The sequence below is a fragment of the Caulobacter sp. GW821-FHT05F04 genome (genome assembly GCF_059419665.1).
In genome coordinates, this window is sequence record NZ_JBWKSF010000015.1 from 1 (window position 1) to 17,884 (window position 17,884).

The window sequence follows — 17,884 nt, forward strand, 5'->3', positions numbered from 1 at the left end:
CCCGAGGTGTAGAGGATGAACAGCGGATCCTCGGCGTGCATCGGCTCGGGCGGGCAGTCGGTCGACACCGCCTCGCGCACGTCCTGCCAGACGATGTCGCGGTTCTTGACCAGGGGCACGTCGGCGCCGGTCCAGCGGACCATCAGCACCTTGCCCACCCAGGGGCAGTGCTTGAGCGCCTCGTCGATATTGGCCTTCAGCGGAATGCGCTTGCCGCCGCGCTTGCCCTCGTCGGCGGTGATCACGAAGTGGGAGGCGCAGTCCTGGATGCGGCCGGCGATGCTGTCGGGGGAGAAGCCGCCGAACACCACCGAATGGACCGCGCCGATCCGCGCGCAGGCCAGCATGGCCACCGCCGCGATCGGGATCATCGGCAGGTAGATCGTCACCCGGTCGCCCTTCTGGACGCCCTGGACCTTGAGGACGTTGGCCATGCGGCAAACCTCCTCGTGCAGCTGGCCATAGGTCAGGGTGTCGGAGGTCCCCGGCTCGTCGCCCTCGAAGATCAGGGCGATGTCGTCCTTGCGGGCTGGCAGGTGGCGATCCAGGCAGTTGGCGCTGACGTTCAGCACCCCGTCCTCGTACCAGCGGATGCGGAAGTCGTCCTTGTCGAACGAGACGTCCTTGATCTGGGTCGGGGCCTTGATCCAGTCCAGCCGGGCGGCGATGTCACGCCAGTAGCCTTCCGGATCGGCCTCGACCCGGGCCAGCGCGGCCTCATAGGCGGCCGCGTCGATATGGGCGCCCCGCGCCAGTTCCTCGGAAACCGGGAAAACCTGTCCGTCGCTCACGCCGCCTACTCCCTTTTGTCGTTGCGGCGGAGTTATGCGCAGGGCGGCGCTAGGCGCAAGAAGACCTCCGCGGTTTCTTGCGCCGAAGCGGGGCGAGGTCCAATTGAGAGGCGTATCCCAGGAGTTCTGCCCATGCTGCTCGCCCTATCCACCTGGTCCGAGATCGAGACCCGCCTGAAGACCAGCACGAGCGTGGTGGTGCCGATCGGCTCCAACGAGCAGCACGGGCCGACGGGGCTTCTCGGCACCGACTGGCTGTGCCCGGAGATCATCGCCCACGAGGCCAGCAAGCGGGCGGGCGACAGGATTCTGGTGGCGCCGACCTTCAACATCGGCATGGCCCAGCACCACCTGGCCTTTCCGGGCACCATCTTCCTGCGGCCGTCGACCTTCATCGCCGCGATCGGCGACTGGGTGCGGTCGCTGGGCGCGCACGGCTTCACGCGGATCTATTTCCTGAACGGCCACGGCGGCAACGTCGCCTCGATCGAGGCGGCCTTCTCGGAGATCTACGCCGACTACAGCTTCCGCCAGCAACGCGCGCCGTTCGCCCTGAAGCTGAAGAACTGGTGGGACCTGGCCGGCGTCAACGCCCTGGCCAACCGTCAATTCCCCGTTGGTCACGGTTCGCACGCGACCCCCTCCGAGATCGCCGTGACCCAATGGGCGTATCCGGAGACGATCAAGGCGACGGCCTATGAGCCGAAGATCGCGCCGAGCGGTCCGATCCGCGAAGCCCTGGACTTCCGCGCCCGCTACGCCGACGGCCGCATGGGTTCCGACCCGGCCCAGGCCACCCCCGAAAAGGGCGGCGAACTGGTCGACATGGCGGCCAACGCCCTGCTCGAGGACATCGCCGCGTTCGGGGCCGAGAAAGCGCCGGCCTAGGCCTCAACCGCCCGTCGCGCCAAGGCCGGCTGGCCGTGGCGTGTGGCCATGATCTCGCCGATCACCGCCACCGCGACCTCGAACGGGGCCTTGCCGCCCAGGTCCAGACCGATCGGGGCGCGCAGCTTGGCCAGATCGCGATCGCTCAGGCCAGAGGCTCTCAGCCGCGCGATCCGCTCCGGCAGTCGCCGCCGCGCGCCCAGCAGGCCGACATAGGGCGCGGGCGAGGGCAGGGCCGCCATCAAGGCGGCGTGGTCGATCTCCAGGTCGTGGCCGCAGACGGCGACGGCCGTCCAGGCGTCGAGGCCGATCGCGGCCAGGGCCTCGTCTGCGGCCTCACGGCGATAGGCGACGTTCGGCAGGGGCGGCGGCGAGGCCGGACCCTTGGGGCGCACCAGATGGGTCTCGAAACCCGACTGCGCGCCCAGGCTCGCCACCGCCAGCGCGGTCGGGTCGCCGCCCAGCACCACCAGGCGCGGCGGGGGATCGTAGGCGCGCTCGAAGGCGCCGGGCCACGGGGCCTGCGGCTCCTCGACGCACAGCCGTCGCGCGCCGTCGGTGATCCAGAAGGCGGGCGCGCGGGCCTCGGCCAGGTCCAGCAAGGTCCGGGCGGCCGGGTCGTCGGGCTCGATCTTCTCGACCAGGATCTCGATCCGCGCGCCGCACAGCAGGCGGATGTCCGGCCAGGGGCTGCCTTCGCCATAGACGAGGCGCCGCGGTTGGCCGTCGGCCAGGCAGGCCCGCGCATGGACCTCGACATCGGCCTCTATGCAGCCGCCCGACAAAAAACCCGAAAGAATATTTTCGCCGAACACCATCTGGGCGCCGACCGGACGGGGTCCGCCGTCGCCCAGGGCGATGATGGTGGCCAGGGCCGCCGGCCCTCGGCAAAGCGCCGCCGCCAAGGCGGGACGGGCGTCGTCGGCCATGCCGTGCATGGGCCATGGGTCGGCATTGGCGTCGTCTGAGCGGTCAGTCGTCATCGGGGTGACTTTAACCCCTCGGCAAGGTTCCAGAAACCGGATGTTCAAACCTTGGCGCGTACCGTCGCGGTCTGTTGATGTTTTCGCGCACGGATGGCGATGTCCATTTCGGTCTCAAAACTCGGTTTGGCTGCGGCCCAGTTCGGCCTCGACGGCGGTAGCTCGTCGGCGCCGCGTGGTCGCTCGCCCGAAGCCGAAGCGCGCGACATTCTCAATATCGCCGCCCGCGCCCGCCTGTCGGTGCTCGACGCCTCGGGCCTGTTCGGCCGCGCCGAGACCCTGCTGGGCGACCTGATCCCGCGCCCGGTGCCCTTCCGCGTCTGCCTGGCCACGGCCCGCGCCGATCGCGGGCCCGACCATGTCGAGACCGAGGCTCGCGCCGCCCTGCGCCGAATCGGCGTCGAGCGCGCCGATTCGATCGTCGTCCACTCGCCCTCGGAACTGTTCGGCGCGCACGGCGCGGCCCTCTGGGATCGGCTGCTGCGCCTCAAGGACCAGGGCCTGTTCGCCAAGATCGGCATCGCCGCCCACGCCACGGACGACCCGGTCGGCGTCGCCCGTCGCTTCAAGCCCGATATCCTGCAGGCTCCGGCCAGCCTGCTCGACCAGCGCCTGCTGGCCGATGGCTCGCTGCAACGCATCGCCGGCATGGGCGTCGAGGTCCACCTGCGCTCGATCTTCCTGAATGGCCTGCTGTTCCTGCCGCCCGATCGCGTTCCGGCCCAGCTGAAAGGCGCCTCGGGCCGCCTGTCGCGCGTGCGCCGGATGATCGCCGAGGGCCGCTCGGATCCGCTCCAGGCCGCCCTGGGCTTCGCCCTGTCGCGTCCGGAAGGCTCGGCCGTGCTGGTCGGCGTCAACTCGGCCGCCGAGCTGTCGGCCGTGGTCGCCGCGGCCTCCAGCCCGCCGCCGGACCTCGACTGGGACGAGATGGCGATCGACGATCCCGTCGCGCTCGACCCGCGACGTTGGGTCGCCTGATCCACACCTGGAATCAGCTGCGACAGTGACGACGGCTGGATAGGCCGCCTGTTCGCACGCCTCTTCAGCGACAATTAAGCTTGTCGATTAAGGTCGTGTAAGCTTCTGATTCACTTGAGTTTTATGAGTATGCTCTAGCTTGATCCCAACGAAGGGAGACGCGTCATGATCCTCGCCGTGCTTCAGGCCCGCATGGGTTCGTCCCGACTGCCGGGCAAGTCGATGGCCACCCTGCGGGGCGAGCCGATGATCGTGCGCCAGTTGGAGCGCCTGCGCGGCGCCCGCTGCCTGTCCAAGATCATCGTGGCGACCAGCAACGAGACGGTCGACGACGCCCTGGCCGGCTTCCTGGTCTCGCGCGGCCATACCGTCCATCGCGGAACCGGCGCCGACATTCTGGCCAGTATCGCTCGCTGCGCCGAGGCGATCAGCGCGGTCAGCCACGTGGTCCGCCTGAAGGGCGACGCGCCGTTCATGGACCCGGGGATCATCGACGACGCCGTGCGCATGGCCCTGTCCAGCGGCGCCGACTACACGTCCAACCGCGTGCATCGCACCTTCCCGGCCGGTCTTGAGGTCGAGGTGATCACGGCCAGCGCGCTGCGGGCCGCCGCCGCCGAGGAGCGCGACCCGACGGCCCGCATCTCGCCGACCGCCGCCATCCGCGAGCAGCCCCAGCGCTGGAGCCAGGCCCATCTGAAGGCCCCGCGCGACTGGTCACGCCTGGACTGGCGGGTCAAGACCGCCGCCGACCTGGCCTTCGCGCGCTCGGTCTACGACGCCCTGCACCCGGTCGACCCGGACTTCCGGATGACCGACGTGCTGGACATGGTCGAGAGCCGCCTGGACATCGCGCGCTTCGCGGCGTGACTTAAATTCCGTTCTCTCCGGCGAAAGCCGGGGCCCCAGATGCAAGAGCGCCCGCGGTCCGGAGAGGATCGCGGGCGTCTTTGCATGCGCCTCACAGCCTTACGATCTGGGTCCCGGCCTTCGCCGGGAAGATCGGAGTTGGGGTTTGGCCTACTTCCAGGCCCCGTAGGGATCGACCGAGGTCTTGCCCAGCGCCTCGGCCACGGCCGGGTGGGTCAGCTCGCCGTTCAGGACGTTCAGGCCGCGCGCCAAGTGGATGTTGGTCTTCAGGGCGTCCAGGCCCTTGTCGGCCAGGGCCAGGCCGAACGGCAGGGTGGCGTTGCCCAGGGCTTCCGACGAGGTGCGCGGCGCCGCGCCCGGCATGTTGGCCACGCAGTAGTGGACGACGCCGTCGACGGTGTAGGTCGGTTCGGCATGGGTGGTCGGCCTGCTGGTCTCGAAGCAGCCGCCCTGATCGATCGAGACGTCGACCAGCACCGAGCCCGGCTTCATCTGCTTCAGGTGCTCGCGACGCACCAGTTTCGGCGCGGCCGCGCCGGCGGTGAGCACCGCGCCGATGATCACGTCGGCCTTGAGGATCTCGTCCTCGACGGCGGCGAAGGTCGAATAGCGGGTCAGGATGCGGCCCTGATACAGGTCGTCCAGCTCGCGCATGCGCGGGATCGAGCGTTCCAGCACCACGACCTCGGCGCCCAGACCGGCGGCCATGCGGGCGGCGTTGCTGCCGACCACGCCGCCGCCCAGCACGACCACGCGGGCCGGGGGCACGCCGGGAACGCCGCAGAGCAGCAGGCCCATGCCGCCATTGTGCTTCAGCAGGGTCTCGGCCGCCGAGAACACGGCGATCCGGCCGGCCACTTCCGACATCGGGGCCAGCAGCGGCAGGCCGCCTCGCGCGTCGGTGACGGTCTCATAGGCGATGGCCGCGCAACCGCTCTTCAGCAGGCCTTCGGTCTGGGCCGGATCGGGCGCCAGGTGCAGGTAGGTGAAGAGGATGTGGCGCGGCTCGAGCTTTTCCCACTCGACCTTCTGCGGTTCCTTGACCTTAACGATCATGTCCGCGCCGGCGAAGACGGCGGCGGCGTCCGGGGCGATGGTCGCGCCGGCCTTCACATACACGTCGTCGGCATAGCCGGCGCCCAGGCCCGCGCCCGACTGGACGAGGACGGTGTGGCCGTGGCCGACATATTCACGGACGGCCGTGGGGGTCAGGCCCACCCGGTGTTCGCCCGGCTTGATCTCGGAAGGGACGCCTACGCGCATGGTGCTTTCCTCCAAAAGCGATTTGACGCCGGTTTACGCCTCGCGGCCCGCAGGTTCCCTGGGGATTTCATGCAACTAGAACCGTGGTATGCAGGAATCCTGCGTGAAGGGTATGTTCAGGTGAAGAAACCTCCCGTCAACCTCGACAGCTTCGACCGGAAGCTTCTCCGCCTGCTGCAACGGCGGGGCCGCGCCAGCTATGTGGAAATGGGTGAGGCGGTGAATCTTTCCGAGTCCGCGTGCCTGCGTCGCGTGCGGGCGCTGGAGGAGGCGGGGGTCATCGGGCGTTATGCGGCGGTGATCGACGAGCGGGCCGTGGGCCTGCCGCTCAGCGTCTTCGTGACGGTGACCCTGTCGTCGCAGGCGGAAGCCGCGCTGAGCGCCTTCGAGAAGGCCATCGCCAATGTGCGCGAGGTGGCCGAGTGCTACCTGATGACCGGCGGCTCGGACTACCTGCTGCGCCTGGTGGTCCGAGACGTCGACGACCTGGAGCGGGTCCACGCCCAGGAGCTGACCCGAATCCCCGGCGTGGTGCGCGTCAGCAGCAGTATCGCCATGCGCACTGTCGTTAAGCGCGTCGAACTGCCGCTGTGAAGTTTCGGACTGCTGTTAATCCCGGTTAACTTCGACCGGCTAAGTTCCTCGCCGACATCAAACCGCGTCGGGGGACGAAATGGTTTCGAGACGACTTCTACTGGGCGCCCTGGCGGGCCTGGCCGCGCCGGCCCTGGCTTTCGCCGAAGGTGACGGCCCGGCCCATCCCAGTCTGCTGAGCAAGAAGGGCCGCCGGACCTCCAGCGCCCTGAAGCACCAGGCCAGCGACAAGGCCGCGCTCGACAAGGCCATGGCCAGCGTCAAGCCGCTGGAGGCCGAGCCCGCTCACGCCCCGGCCGGGCACGCCGAGCCCGGACAAGAGGTCGCGCCCGACGAGGCGCTGGGCCGCCTGAAGCACGGTAACGCCATCTTCGCCCGCGGCGGCGCCAATCTGATCCTGCCGACCCTGGCGCGCGTGGCCGAGCTGTCCAAGGGCCAGAAGCCGTTCGCGGTGGTGATCGGCTGCGCCGACAGCCGCGCCGCGCCGGAACTGATCTTCGACTGCAATCTGGGCGAGCTGTTCGTCGTCCGCGTGGCCGGCTCGACCGTCGGCCGCGAGGGGCTGGGCTCGATCGTCTACGCCGTCGAGCACCTGGGCGCGCCGCTGATCGTCGTGCTGGGCCACACCAAGTGCGGCGCGGTCGGCGCGGCGGTCGACGTCGCCAAGAAGCACGCCGACCTGCACGGGGCGCTGTACGAGATGGTGCTGCCGATCATCCCGGCCGTGCTCGAGGCCGACGAAACCCATCCGGCCGACCTGCAGGACGCCGCCATCCGCCGCAATGTCCGCGACATCGCCGGCCGCCTGAAGGTCGCCGACGGCGTCCTGGCCGAGCGGATCGAGGAGGGGCGGCTGAAGGTCGTCTCGGCCTGCTACGACCTCTCCACGGGCGTGGTGGCGTTCGACGCTTAAAGCGAGCGTCGCCGCTTTGGCGGGGCGAGTGACGCTGAGCAATCGCCCGCAAGCTTGAGCATTGGTCGTGACACTGTCATTCGACCGCCGTTGACCCCTGATCGCGCTTAGGTTCAATTCGCCTGAACCAAGCGCAAATCAGTGGGAGACAACGGATGTCGACGGACGAGACGCCGCCGGAAGGCGGTCCCGACATCCAAGGTCCCCGGCAAAACGCCTGGCGCGATCGCTGGGACGGCTTTCGTCGAACCGTGTCGGAACGCTGGCCCGCCGCGCTGAAGGGCCCGGTGGCGATCGCCGTCGCCGGGTCGCTGATCCTCGGTTTCGGCGGCGGCTTCGCGGTCGGCAAGGGCGGTCTGTTCTTCGGCGGCGGCAAGCCGGCCGGCGCGACGGCGGTCAAGGGCGAGGCCTGGTCGCTGTTCGGCAAGCCGCGCGGCGCCAACGCGCCGCGTCGCGGCATCCCCAAGCCCGACGGTTTCGCGGTCTGGCAGACCCGGGTCGACAGTAGCGGTCCCGATCCGCTGGCCTGTATCCGCATGAGCAAGGATCTGGATCCGTCCAAGTCCTATGCCGACTTCGTGCTGGTCTCACCGGACCTCGGCCGCCAGCCCTCGGTGCGGGTCAAGGGCGACGAGCTGTGCCTGGGCGGCGTCGGTTTCACCGACCACCGAATCACCCTGCTCAAGGGCCTGCCCGCCAAGGGCGGCGAGACGCTCGCCGCCAATGCCGACGTCGACTTCACGTTCGGCGAGAAGCCTCCTTATGTCGGCTTCGCCGGCGACGGCGTGATCCTGCCGCGCGAGGAGTCCGACGGCGTCGGCATCGAGACGATCAACGTCCAGGCCCTGGCCATCGAGGTCTGGCGCGTGCCGGACCGCAACCTGGTCCGCAAGTCGATCACCGCTCCGGATCCGACCGGCGAGGGCGACTGGGCTGGCGACTATGGCGAGGACGCCGTGGGCGACGACGGCCGCCGGGTCTGGAAGGGCGTGGTGCAGGTCACCGGCGGCGCGACCGGCCAGAAGGCCACCACCGTCTTCCCGCTGGGCGCGGTGCTGAAGGAGATGAAGGCCGGCGCCTATGTCATCAAGGCGCGCGACGCCTCGGGGGGCCGCGATCCGGACGACAGCGAGAACAACCCGGCCCAGGCCCGCCGCTGGATCGTGTTCACCGACATGGCCATGCTCGCCTATGACGGCTCGGAGAGCCTGGACGTCGTGGTCCGCTCGCTGAAGAGCGCCAAGACCCTGTCGGGCGTGAACGTCAATCTGGTCGCCGCCGACGGCGAGCCGCTGGCCGAGGCCAAGAGCGACGCCGACGGCCGCGTCCGCTTCCTGCGCCCGCTGCTGAAGGGCCAGGGCGCCGAGCGCGCCAAGATGGTCATGGCCTATGGCCCGCAAGGCGACCTGGCCGTGCTGGATCTGGACCGCTCGCCGGTCGACCTGTCCAAGCAGGGCGTGGGCGGCCGCACCGAGGGCGGCGTCGACGGACGCAGCGTGGCGGCCGATATCGACGGCTATCTCTATGCCGACCGCGGCATCTACCGGCCCGGCGAGACCGTCCACCTGACGGCCATGGTCCGCGACCGGATGGCGAAAGCGGTCAGCGACCGCAAGGGCGAGATCCTCGTCAAGCGGCCGTCGGGCGTCGAGTTCAAGCGCTATCCGTTCGGCCAGGCCAATGCCGGCGCCGTGCTGGCCGATATCGCTCTGCCGCGATCGGCCCCGCGCGGCCGCTGGACCGCCGAGCTGCATATCGAGGGCATCGAGGAGGCGACCGGCAGCTTGAGCTTCTCGGTCGAGGACTTCGCGCCGCAGCGCCTGGCGGTCACCGCCACGGGTCAGGACTCCGTCGCCCTCGGCGCCGGCGAGGCCCGCAAGGTCGACGTCTCGGCCCGCTTCCTCTACGGCGCGCCGGGCGCGGGTCTGCAGACCCAGGGCGAGGCCCGCCTGCGCGCCGATACCGACCCGTTCCCGGCCTACAAGGGCTTCGAATGGGGCGACCAGGGGAAGCCGTTCGACGAGAAGTATCTGGATCTCGGCTCGACCGTCACCGACGGCGAAGGCCACGCGATCCTGTCGGTGTCCACCACCGACGCCGGCGACACCGCCCAGCCGTTGGTCGCCTCGGTCACCGCCTCGGTGTTCGAGCCCGGCGGCCGTCCGGTCCGCGAGGGGCTGGAGCTGAAGGTGCGTCCGAAGGCGATCTATTACGGCGTCAAGGTCGACCAGGGCGAGGCCGGCAAGGGCGATCCGCCCGTCAGCCTCGATATCATCGCCGTCAACGCCGCCGGCCAGCGCATCGGCGCGACCGCGACCTACACCCTGGTGGCCGAGCGCTGGGACTATGACTGGTTCCAGCAGAACGGCCGCTGGCAGTGGCGGCGCAGCAGCCGCGACGCCATCGTGGCCAAGGCGCAGGTCAATATTGGCGCCGGTTCGCCGGCCAAGTTCACCCGCCGTCTCGGCTGGGGCGATTACCGCCTCGAGGTCGAGGGCGCGGACGGCGCCAGGACCGTCACCCGCTTCTCGGCGGGCTGGGGCGCTCCGGCCCGTGAAGGCGAGGCGCCGGACGTGGTCCGCGTGTCCGCCGGAACCCAGACCTACGCCCAGGGCGATACGGTCGAGATCACGCTGAAGCCGCCCTATGCCGGGGAAGCGCAGATCGCGGTCGCCACCGATCGCCTGATCGATCTCAAGACCGTCAGCGTCGGCGAAAAGGGGGCGACCGTGCGCCTGAAGACCTCGGCCGCCTGGGGCGGCGGGGCCTATGTGATGGTCAGCGTCATCCAGCCGCGCGACCCGGTCGCCTCGCCCAAGCCGCGCCGCGCCCTGGGCCTGGTCTATGTCCCGATCGATCCCAAGAACCGCAAGCTGACGGTCGACCTCGGCACGCCGAGCAAGATCGACAGCAAGGCGCCGGTCGAGATTCCGGTGAAGGTGAGCGGCCTGGGCTTTGGGCAGAAGGCTAAGGTCACCATCGCCGCGGTGGATGAAGGCATCCTGCGCCTGACCCACCAGGACAGTCCCGATCCGGTGAAGTGGTACTTCGGCAAGCGCGCCCTGACCCTGAACTATCGCGACGACTACGGCCGCCTGCTCGACCCCAACCTGGGCGCGCCGGCCAATGTGAACTTCGGCGGCGACGAGGTCGGCGGCGAGGGTCTGACCACCACGCCGATCAAGACCGTGGCCCTGTGGTCCGGGATCGTGGAGACCGGTCTCGACGGCAAGGCGGTGATCAAGCTGCCGGCCGCCGACTTCAACGGCGAGCTGCGCATCCAGGCCGTGGCCTGGACCGACACGGCCGTCGGCTCGGCCTCCAAGCCGCTGACCGTGCGCCAGCCGGTGGTGGCCGACCTGAACCTGCCGCGCTTCCTGGCCCCGGGCGACCAGGCCTACGCCACGCTGGAGCTGCACAATGTCGAGGGCAAGCCGGGCGCCTATACGGCCGAGGCCTTCTCGACCAACGGGCTGAAGGTGGCCTTCAAGAAGGTGTTCCAGCTGATCCTGGGCCAGCGCATCGCCGAGAAGATCCCCTTCCTGGCGCCCGATGTGACGGGCATCGGCAAGATCGGCTTCAAGGTCGCCGGCCCGGGCTTCGCGACCCAGAAGGACTACCCGATCCAGACCCGTCTCGGCTGGGGCGACATCGTGCGCACCACCACCGAGGTTCAGAAGCCGGGCGAGAGCTACACGCCCTCGTACCAGCTGCTGTCGGGCCTGGCGGCGGGCGACGTGACGCTGCAGGTCAGCTACTCGCCGATCCGGGGCTTCGATCCCTCGGCGATCGCGGTGGCGCTGCAACGCTATCCGTACGGCTGCACCGAGCAGCTGGTCTCGACCGCCTATCCGCTGCTCTACGCCCAGACCTTCTCGACCGATCCGAAGCTGAAGCGCACGCCGGCGGCTCTCGCAGGCGCGGTGGGCAAGCTGCTGGATCGCCAGACCCTGGACGGCGCTTTCGGCCTGTGGCGGGTCGGCGACGGCGAGGCTGATCCGTGGCTCGGCGCCTATGTCGTCGACTTCCTGCTGGAGGCGAAGGCGCAGGGCGTCGCCGTGCCCGACAACGCCATCGACAAGGCGGTCGGCGCCATGCGCCAGGTCAGCCGTCCCGAGGGCTTCTCGTCGGTCGCCTATCGCATGGAATATCCGGGCTGGTGGGCCAGCAACGAGGACGCCTCGAAGAAGGCGACCGAACGCATGCGCCGCCGCGCCTCTGCCTACGCCCTCTATGTGATGGCCAAGGCCGGCAAGGGCGATCTCGCCCGCCTGCGCTGGTGGCATGACGTGCAGATGAAGGACGAGGCCCAGCCGATCGCCAAGGCCTATGTCGCCGCCGGCCTGGCCCGGATGGGCGACAACGCCCGCGCCCGCTCGGCCATGCGTCAGGCGGTGTCGAGCCTGGGCTACAAGGACGAGCAGGACTGGTACCAGACGCCGCTGCGCGACACGGCCGTGCTGACCGCCCTGGCCGCCGAGTCCGGCATGATGGACGTCGCCCGCCAGCTGCAAGGCCGGCTGGAGAACGTCAGCAAGGATCCGGACGCCCTGAACACCCAGGAACAGGCGGCGCTGCTGCACGCGGCCAACGCCCTGATCCAGACCTCGGGTCCGATCTCGATCAACGCGACGGGCGCCAACCCGCTGCCCCCGGCCGGCGGCGCGCCGCGCTGGGCGGTGGGCAAGCTGGCCGACGCCCACTTCGTCAACGCCGGCAAGGGCGCCCTGTGGCGGACGGTCAGCGTGCGCGGCACGCCGGTCTCGGCCCCGGGCGCCTCGGCCAGCGGTCTGTCGGTGTCCAAGCGCCTGCTGTCGATGGGCGGCGGCGCGATCGATCCGGCGACCATCCGCCAGGGCGACCGGATCATCGTGCTGGTCTCCGGACGCTCGATGCAGGCCCGCTCGACCGCCCTGGTGGTCGACGACGCCCTGCCGGCCGGTTTCGAGATCGAGACGACGCTGGGCGCCGACGACGCCCAGAACGGTCCGTTCAAGTTCCTCGGCGAGCTGACCGCCGCCGACGTCCAGGAAAGCCGCGACGACCGGTTCATCGCCGCGCTGGACCTGGAAGGGAACAAGAGCTTCGCCCTGGCCTATGTGACCCGGGCCGTGACGCCGGGGAGCTTCTTCCTGCCCGGCGCCGTGGCCAAGGACATGTACCGCCCGGCGGTGAACGCGCGGTCGGAAGCCTCGCGCGCGACGATCGCGCCGGGGCAGTAGGGGCCGAGCTTTGGTGACGCGTAGCTATCCTTGTCATCCCGGGCGGCCGCAGGCCGGCCCGGGACCCAGGGGCCGACGCAGCGCGGTCGCTCCTGGGGCCCGGCTCTCCGCTGCGCTGCGGCCGGGATGACAAGGTTTGGATTTTTGGGGGATGAGGCGAAACGCGTTCCCCGCCTGACCAAGGTCCTCGTCGGCGTGCTCGCCGCCGAGATCATCCTCGCCGCCCTCAGCGCCGCGTTCCCGCCGGACATGACCCGCGCCAAGCATTCCTCGCCGGTCACCCTGGATCGTCGCGGCGCCTGGCTGCGGGCCCTGCCGGTCGAGGATGGCCGCTGGCGGATCCGCGCCGATCTCTCGCGCACCGACCCGACCTTCCAGAAGCGCCTGATCCGCACCGAGGACGCGCGGTTCTGGTGGCATCTGGGCGTCGATCCGCTGTCGCTGGTCCGCGCCATCGGCTCGGCGGTGATCCATGGCCGGGTCAGCTCCGGCGCCTCGACCCTGACCATGCAGACCGCGCGCCTGCTGGAGCCGCGCCCGCGCAATCTCGGCTCGAAGCTGATCGAGATGGTCCGCGCCGTGCAGCTGGAGTCGCGACTGTCGAAGCGCGAGATCCTGGCGCTGTATCTGACCCTGGCGCCCTATGGCGGTAATCTGGAAGGGGCGCGGGCGGCCAGCCTCAGCTATTTCGGCCACGAGCCGTCCAGCCTGACCGACGGCGAGCAGGCCCTGCTGATCGCCCTGCCGCAGTCGCCCGAGGCCCGTCGTCCCGACCGTCGTCCCGACGCCGCCAAGGCCGCCCGGCGCGCGGTGCTCGACAAGCTCATTCGTTCCCGCACGATCACGGAGGCGGCCGCCTTCGAGGCCGAGAACGAGCCGCTGCCCCGCCGCGCGCCGTTCCCGACCCTGGCCTGGCACGCGGCGGGCGAGCTGGCCCGCGATGCTCCGCAAGGTCAGGCCAGCGTGGTCTCGACCCTGGACGCCGACCTGCAGTCGCGGCTGGAGCCCATGGCCGCCGCCGTGGCGGGCACTCAGGGCCCCGACGCCACCGCCGCCATCCTGGTGGTCGAGATCAAGAACCGCGCCGTCCGCGCCGCTGTCGGTTCCGCCGGCCGCGACCGGGCGGGAGGGTGGGTCGACATGACCCGCGCCCTGCGTTCGCCGGGCTCGGCCCTGAAGCCGTTTATCTACGCCATGGCCATGGACGACGGTCTGGTCGCGCCCGACACCCAGCTGCAGGACAACGCCACCCGCTTCGCCGACTACCAGCCCGAGAACTTCGACCGGGTGTTCCACGACAAGGTCACGGTGCGCGAGGCCCTGGCTCACTCGCTGAACGTGCCGGCCGTCGCCACCCTGGAGAAGCTGGGTCCCGAGGCCTTCGCCGGCCGCATCGAGGCCGCCGGCGCGCACCTGGCGCGGCCTAAGGCGCAGCTGAAGGAAGCCGGCCTCGCCCTGGCGCTGGGCGGCGAAGGCATCACCTGGCGCGACCTCGTCATGCTCTATGCCGCGCTGGGCGACGGCGGGATCGCCAAGCCGCTGGCCTGGACGGAAGAGGACGCCAAGGAGCGCGAGCGCTCGGTGGGAACGCGCCTGGTCCGCCCCGAGGCGGCGCGGCAGGTGCTCGATATTCTCCGCGAAGCCCCGGCGCCGCGCGGCCGCGCGCCCTCGGCCCTGACGCGCGGCGGGCCGTCGATGGCGTTCAAGACCGGCACCTCGTACGGCTTCCGCGACGCGGTGGCGGCCGGGGTGGTCGGCGGCTATGCGATCCTGGTCTGGACGGGCCGGGCCGACGGCGGCGCGCGCGGGGGTCTGACGGGGCGCGACGCGGCCCTGCCGCTGCTGTTCGATGTCGCCGACGCCATCGGAACCCAGTCCTCGGCGCCGCGCCCGATCGCGCCGAAGCTGGCGCCGCTGGCCTTGCAGAAACTGCGCGCCGCCGACGAAGGCCCGCGCCTGATCTTCCCGCCCGACGGCGCGTCGGTGCAGGTCGACGCCCTGGGCGCCCGGGGGCGGGGCCTGGTGCTGGCCGCCGAGGGCGAGGGCCTGACCTGGTACGTGGAAGGCCGGCCGCTGGGCCTGGATCCGGTCAGCGGCCGCGCGATCTGGAGGCCGGCCGCGCCGGGCTTCTACAAGCTGTCGGTGGTCGACGCGCAAGGGCGCAAGGCCCAGGCGCGGGTGCGGATCAAATAGCTATTCCTGTCATCCCGGAAGCGCGTAGCGCTGTCCGGGACCCAGGGGTCAAGCCCAGTGCGGTCGCCCCTGGGTCCCGGCTCTCCGCTTCGCTGCGGCCGGGATGACAAGTATGAGATGTCCGTTTTGAGTTAGATTCTACGGGCGGTTAGAGTTCGCCATCATCCGCTCGTAGTCCGCCAGGCTGCTGATGCCGATGTTGAGATCGTTCACCAGGCCGTCGTGCAACGAATAGACCCAGCCGTGCACCGACAGGTCCTGGCCGCGCGCCCAGGCGTCCTGGACGAAGACGTCGGCGGCCACGTTGCGGACCTGGCGGGCGACGTTCAGCTCGGTCAGGCGGTCGAGCATGGCGCGCTGCTCGGGGATCGCTTCCAGTTCGTGCTTGTGCTCGGCGTGGATCTCGCGGATCGGGTGCAGCCAGTGGTCGACCAGGCCCCGGCGCTGGCCGTCGATGGCCGCCGCCACGCCGCCGCAGCCATAGTGGCCCACGACCATGACATGCTTGACCTTCAGCACCTCGACCGCGAACTGCAGAACGGACAGGTAGTTGGCGTCCTGCGGCGGGGCGAGGTTGGCGACGTTGCGGTGGACGAACAGTTCGCCCGGATCCAGGCCGACGATCTCGTTGGCCGGTACGCGGCTGTCGCTGCAGCCGATCCAGAGATATTCCGGGCTCTGCTGGCCTTCCAGGCGCTTGAAGAACTCCGGATCGACCTGGGTCTTGCGTTCCGACCAGGCGGCGTTGTTGGCTTTCAGGTCCTCAAGCATCTAGCGCTCCGGTTGGTGGTCGGGGTGGGCGGCTTCGATGGCCGGGTGCCTGGCCGCGCGGGCGGCGGCGTTGGTGATCGCCGGGAACGGCGACAGGTCGACGTTGAACCGGCCGGCGTTGAACACCTGCGGCACCAGCAGACAGTCGACCAGACCCGGCGCGTCGCCATAGGCGAAGCCGCCGGAATGCGCGGCGACCATCGGCTCCAGGGCCCGGAAGCCGTCGCTGATCCAGCGGGCGACCCAGGCGTTGCGGTCGGTCTCGCCGATCTCCAGCGCGGTCAGCTGGCGCAGGACGCGCAGATTGTTCAGCGGATGGATGTCGCAGGCGATGATCTCGGCCATGCCGCGCACGATGGCCCGTTCATAGGCGGTGTGCGGCAACAGGGCGGGCTCGGGCGAGACCTCGTCCAGCCATTCCAGGATGGCCAGGCTCTGGGTCAGCGGCCGGCCATCGACCTCGAGCGTGGGCACCAGGGCCTGGGCGTTGAGCGCGCGATAGCTGGCCTCGTGATGGGCGTTGGCCACCAGGTCGACGGGGCGCAGCTCGTAGGGAAGGCCCTTGAGGTTAAGGCCGATGCGCACCCGATAGGGCGCGCTGGCGCGCTTGGCGCTGTGCAGGACCAGCTTCATCGAAGCGTTCTCCTAGACGAGCGTGAACTCAAGACGTCCGACGCCTTCGACCTCGCCGACGACCTTGTCGCCGCGGGCGATGGCGCCGACGCCTTCGGGGGTGCCGGTGAAGATCAGGTCGCCGGCCGCCAGGGTCCAGAGTTCGCTGGCCTTGGCGATGACCTCGGCGACGTTCCAGATCATGTCGCCGACCTCGCCACGCTGGCGTTCCTGGCCGTTGACCGACAGGGTGACGGCGGCCTCGGGCGGCGGGGCGTCCATCACGCGGATGGCGGTGATCGGCGCGCTTTCGTCGAAGGCCTTGCCGGCCTCCCAGGGATGACCCTTGGCCTTGGCCGCGCCTTGCAGGTCGCGGCGGGTCAGGTCGACGCCGACCGCGTAGCCGAACACGGCCTCAAGCGCTTGATCGGGCGTCAGGTTCGCGCCGCCGCTCTTCAGGGCCACGACCAGTTCGATCTCGTGATGCAGGTCGCTGGTCGCCGGCGGATAGGCGATCTCGCCCTTCAGCGGCGCCACCGCGTCGGCGGGCTTGCTGAAGAAGAACGGCGGATCTCGGGTGTCGGCGCCCATCTCACGGGCGTGAGCGGCGTAGTTGCGCCCCACGCAGAGGATCCGGCGGACCGGGAAGACCGCGTTCGATCCCTCCACCGGGACCGTCGGAATGGCGTGCGGGGGAAAGGCGTAGGTCGTCATGGCGCTTCGTTTAGACCCAAAAGCCGCCGCCCAAAACCCCCGTGCGGTTCAAACAGCGCCGGCGAACCCCAAGAGCCGCAAAGTGGTCGCTGTTTAGAAATCCCGCGGTTGAACCCTTGGCTTAAACGTTCTTTCACTTGCCCCGATCGTCGCCGTCGAGTCATGTCGGCCATGGGGTAGTGGGCGCGTTTTTTATCTGGGGGCTGTTCATGCTGATCATCGAGAACCTGACCCATGTCTACGGCAACGGCACGCGGGCCCTGGACGAGGTCAGCCTGACGATCCCGCGCGGCATGTACGGCCTGCTGGGCCCGAACGGCGCCGGCAAGTCGACCCTGATGCGCACCATCGCCACCTTGCAGGCCCCGACCTCGGGCCATATCCGCTTCGGCGACATCGACGTGCTGAAGACCCCCGAGGAACTGCGCAAGACGCTGGGCTACCTGCCGCAGGATTTCGGCGTCTATCCGCGGGTCTCGGCCTACGACATGCTCGACCATATGGCGGTGCTGAAGGGCATCGCCAACGCCAAGGATCGCAAGGAAACCGTCGAAAACCTGCTGAACCAGGTCAATCTGTGGAACGTGCGCAAGAAGGCCATCGCCGGCTTCTCGGGCGGGATGCGCCAGCGCTTCGGCATCGCTCAGGCCCTGATCGGCGATCCGCGCCTGATCATCGTCGACGAACCCACGGCGGGCCTCGACCCCGAGGAGCGCAACCGCTTCCTGAACCTGCTGGCCGAGATCGGCGAGAACGTGGTGGTGATCCTGTCGACCCACATCGTCGAGGACGTCTCGGATCTCTGCCCGGCCATGGCCATCATCTGCGACGGCCGCATCGTGCGCGAAGGCGCGCCGATGGACCTGGTCGGCCAGCTGAAGGGCCGGATCTGGAAGAAGCTGATCGACAAGACCGAGTTGGAGGCCGCCAAGGCCCAGTACAAGGTCATCTCCACGCGCCTGTTAGCCGGCCGCACGGTCATCCACATCCTGTCGGACGATAATCCCGGCAATGGCTTCACGCCGGTCGAGGGCGGGCTGGAGGACGTCTACTTCTCCACCCTCTCGACCACCCGGCGGGCGGCCTGACGGG

Annotated in this window: 14 protein-coding genes and 1 pseudogene; 8 read left to right on the forward strand and 7 right to left on the reverse strand. The window is 69.7% G+C overall.

What is annotated here, in order from left to right; translation table 11 throughout:
* Positions 1–791 (reverse strand): AMP-binding protein (locus tag AC07R7_RS24930; RefSeq protein ID WP_494637001.1); only part of this gene is annotated, 791 nt, incomplete at its 3' end.
* Positions 792–923: 132 nt separating this feature from the next.
* Between AC07R7_RS24930 and AC07R7_RS24935 the strand changes: the two genes are divergently transcribed.
* Positions 924–1,679 (forward strand): creatininase family protein, encoded by a 756-nt coding sequence (locus AC07R7_RS24935; protein WP_494637003.1) that lies wholly within the window; start codon positions 924–926, stop codon positions 1,677–1,679.
* Here AC07R7_RS24935 and AC07R7_RS24940 read toward each other — a convergent pair.
* Positions 1,676–2,769: pseudogene (locus tag AC07R7_RS24940) on the reverse strand (XdhC family protein). The gene AC07R7_RS24935 and the pseudogene AC07R7_RS24940 overlap by 4 nt on opposite strands.
* On the opposite strand from AC07R7_RS24940, the gene AC07R7_RS24945 reads away from it, so the two are divergent.
* Together AC07R7_RS24945 and AC07R7_RS24950 are read left to right on the forward strand one after the other, a co-directional pair.
* On the forward strand, positions 2,762–3,640 hold the full coding sequence (locus AC07R7_RS24945; protein WP_492888728.1) for a bifunctional regulator KidO: 879 nt from the start codon (positions 2,762–2,764) through the stop codon (positions 3,638–3,640). The pseudogene AC07R7_RS24940 and the gene AC07R7_RS24945 sit on opposite strands and share 8 nt — an antisense overlap.
* Positions 3,641–3,805: 165 nt before the next feature.
* Positions 3,806–4,510, forward strand: coding sequence for a glycosyltransferase family protein (locus AC07R7_RS24950; protein WP_494637005.1), 705 nt, complete (start codon positions 3,806–3,808; stop codon positions 4,508–4,510).
* A gap of 150 nt (positions 4,511–4,660) precedes the next feature.
* On the opposite strand, the gene ald is transcribed toward AC07R7_RS24950, so the two are convergent.
* Complete coding sequence (gene ald, locus AC07R7_RS24955; protein ID WP_494637007.1) at positions 4,661–5,773, reverse strand: alanine dehydrogenase; 1,113 nt, start codon at positions 5,771–5,773, stop codon at positions 4,661–4,663.
* A gap of 120 nt (positions 5,774–5,893) precedes the next feature.
* Here ald and AC07R7_RS24960 point away from each other — a divergent pair, with 120 nt between their 5' ends.
* The 3 genes from AC07R7_RS24960 (at position 5,894) to AC07R7_RS24970 (ending at position 12,502) form a co-directional block, all read left to right on the forward strand.
* On the forward strand, positions 5,894–6,367 hold the full coding sequence (locus tag AC07R7_RS24960; protein WP_492888730.1) for an Lrp/AsnC family transcriptional regulator: 474 nt from the start codon (positions 5,894–5,896) through the stop codon (positions 6,365–6,367).
* A gap of 79 nt (positions 6,368–6,446) precedes the next feature.
* Positions 6,447–7,280, forward strand: coding sequence for a carbonic anhydrase (locus AC07R7_RS24965; RefSeq protein WP_494637009.1), 834 nt, complete (start codon positions 6,447–6,449; stop codon positions 7,278–7,280).
* A 155-nt stretch (positions 7,281–7,435) separates the two neighbouring features.
* Entirely contained in the window at positions 7,436–12,502 is a 5,067-nt protein-coding gene (locus tag AC07R7_RS24970) for an alpha-2-macroglobulin family protein (protein ID WP_494637011.1), read from the forward strand.
* Positions 12,503–12,535: 33 nt separating this feature from the next.
* Here AC07R7_RS24970 and AC07R7_RS24975 read toward each other — a convergent pair whose 3' ends face one another.
* Positions 12,536–12,655 carry a hypothetical protein gene (locus tag AC07R7_RS24975; RefSeq protein ID WP_494637076.1) on the reverse strand — a complete coding sequence of 40 codons (120 nt, stop codon included), beginning with the start codon at positions 12,653–12,655 and terminating at the stop codon, positions 12,536–12,538.
* Between AC07R7_RS24975 and pbpC the strand changes: the two genes are divergently transcribed.
* Positions 12,629–14,695: a penicillin-binding protein 1C gene (pbpC, locus tag AC07R7_RS24980; RefSeq protein WP_494637013.1), complete on the forward strand. Its 2,067-nt coding sequence runs from the start codon at positions 12,629–12,631 to the stop codon at positions 14,693–14,695. The two genes, AC07R7_RS24975 and pbpC, sit on opposite strands and share 27 nt — an antisense overlap.
* A 138-nt stretch (positions 14,696–14,833) precedes the next feature.
* On the opposite strand, the gene AC07R7_RS24985 is transcribed toward pbpC, so the two are convergent.
* The 3 genes from AC07R7_RS24985 to AC07R7_RS24995 are packed head-to-tail and all read right to left on the reverse strand — an operon-like array spanning position 14,834 to position 16,792.
* On the reverse strand, positions 14,834–15,466 hold the full coding sequence (locus tag AC07R7_RS24985; RefSeq protein WP_494637015.1) for a carbonic anhydrase: 633 nt from the start codon (positions 15,464–15,466) through the stop codon (positions 14,834–14,836).
* Entirely contained in the window at positions 15,467–16,099 is a 633-nt protein-coding gene (gene maiA / locus AC07R7_RS24990) for a maleylacetoacetate isomerase (RefSeq protein WP_494637017.1), read from the reverse strand. It abuts the gene before it with no gap.
* Positions 16,100–16,111: 12 nt separating this feature from the next.
* Entirely contained in the window at positions 16,112–16,792 is a 681-nt protein-coding gene (locus AC07R7_RS24995) for a fumarylacetoacetate hydrolase family protein (protein ID WP_494637019.1), read from the reverse strand.
* Positions 16,793–17,001: 209 nt separating this feature from the next.
* Here AC07R7_RS24995 and AC07R7_RS25000 point away from each other — a divergent pair, with 209 nt between their 5' ends.
* Positions 17,002–17,880 (forward strand): ABC transporter ATP-binding protein, encoded by an 879-nt coding sequence (locus tag AC07R7_RS25000; RefSeq protein WP_492888736.1) that lies wholly within the window; start codon positions 17,002–17,004, stop codon positions 17,878–17,880.
* Positions 17,881–17,884: the final 4 nt, after the last annotated feature.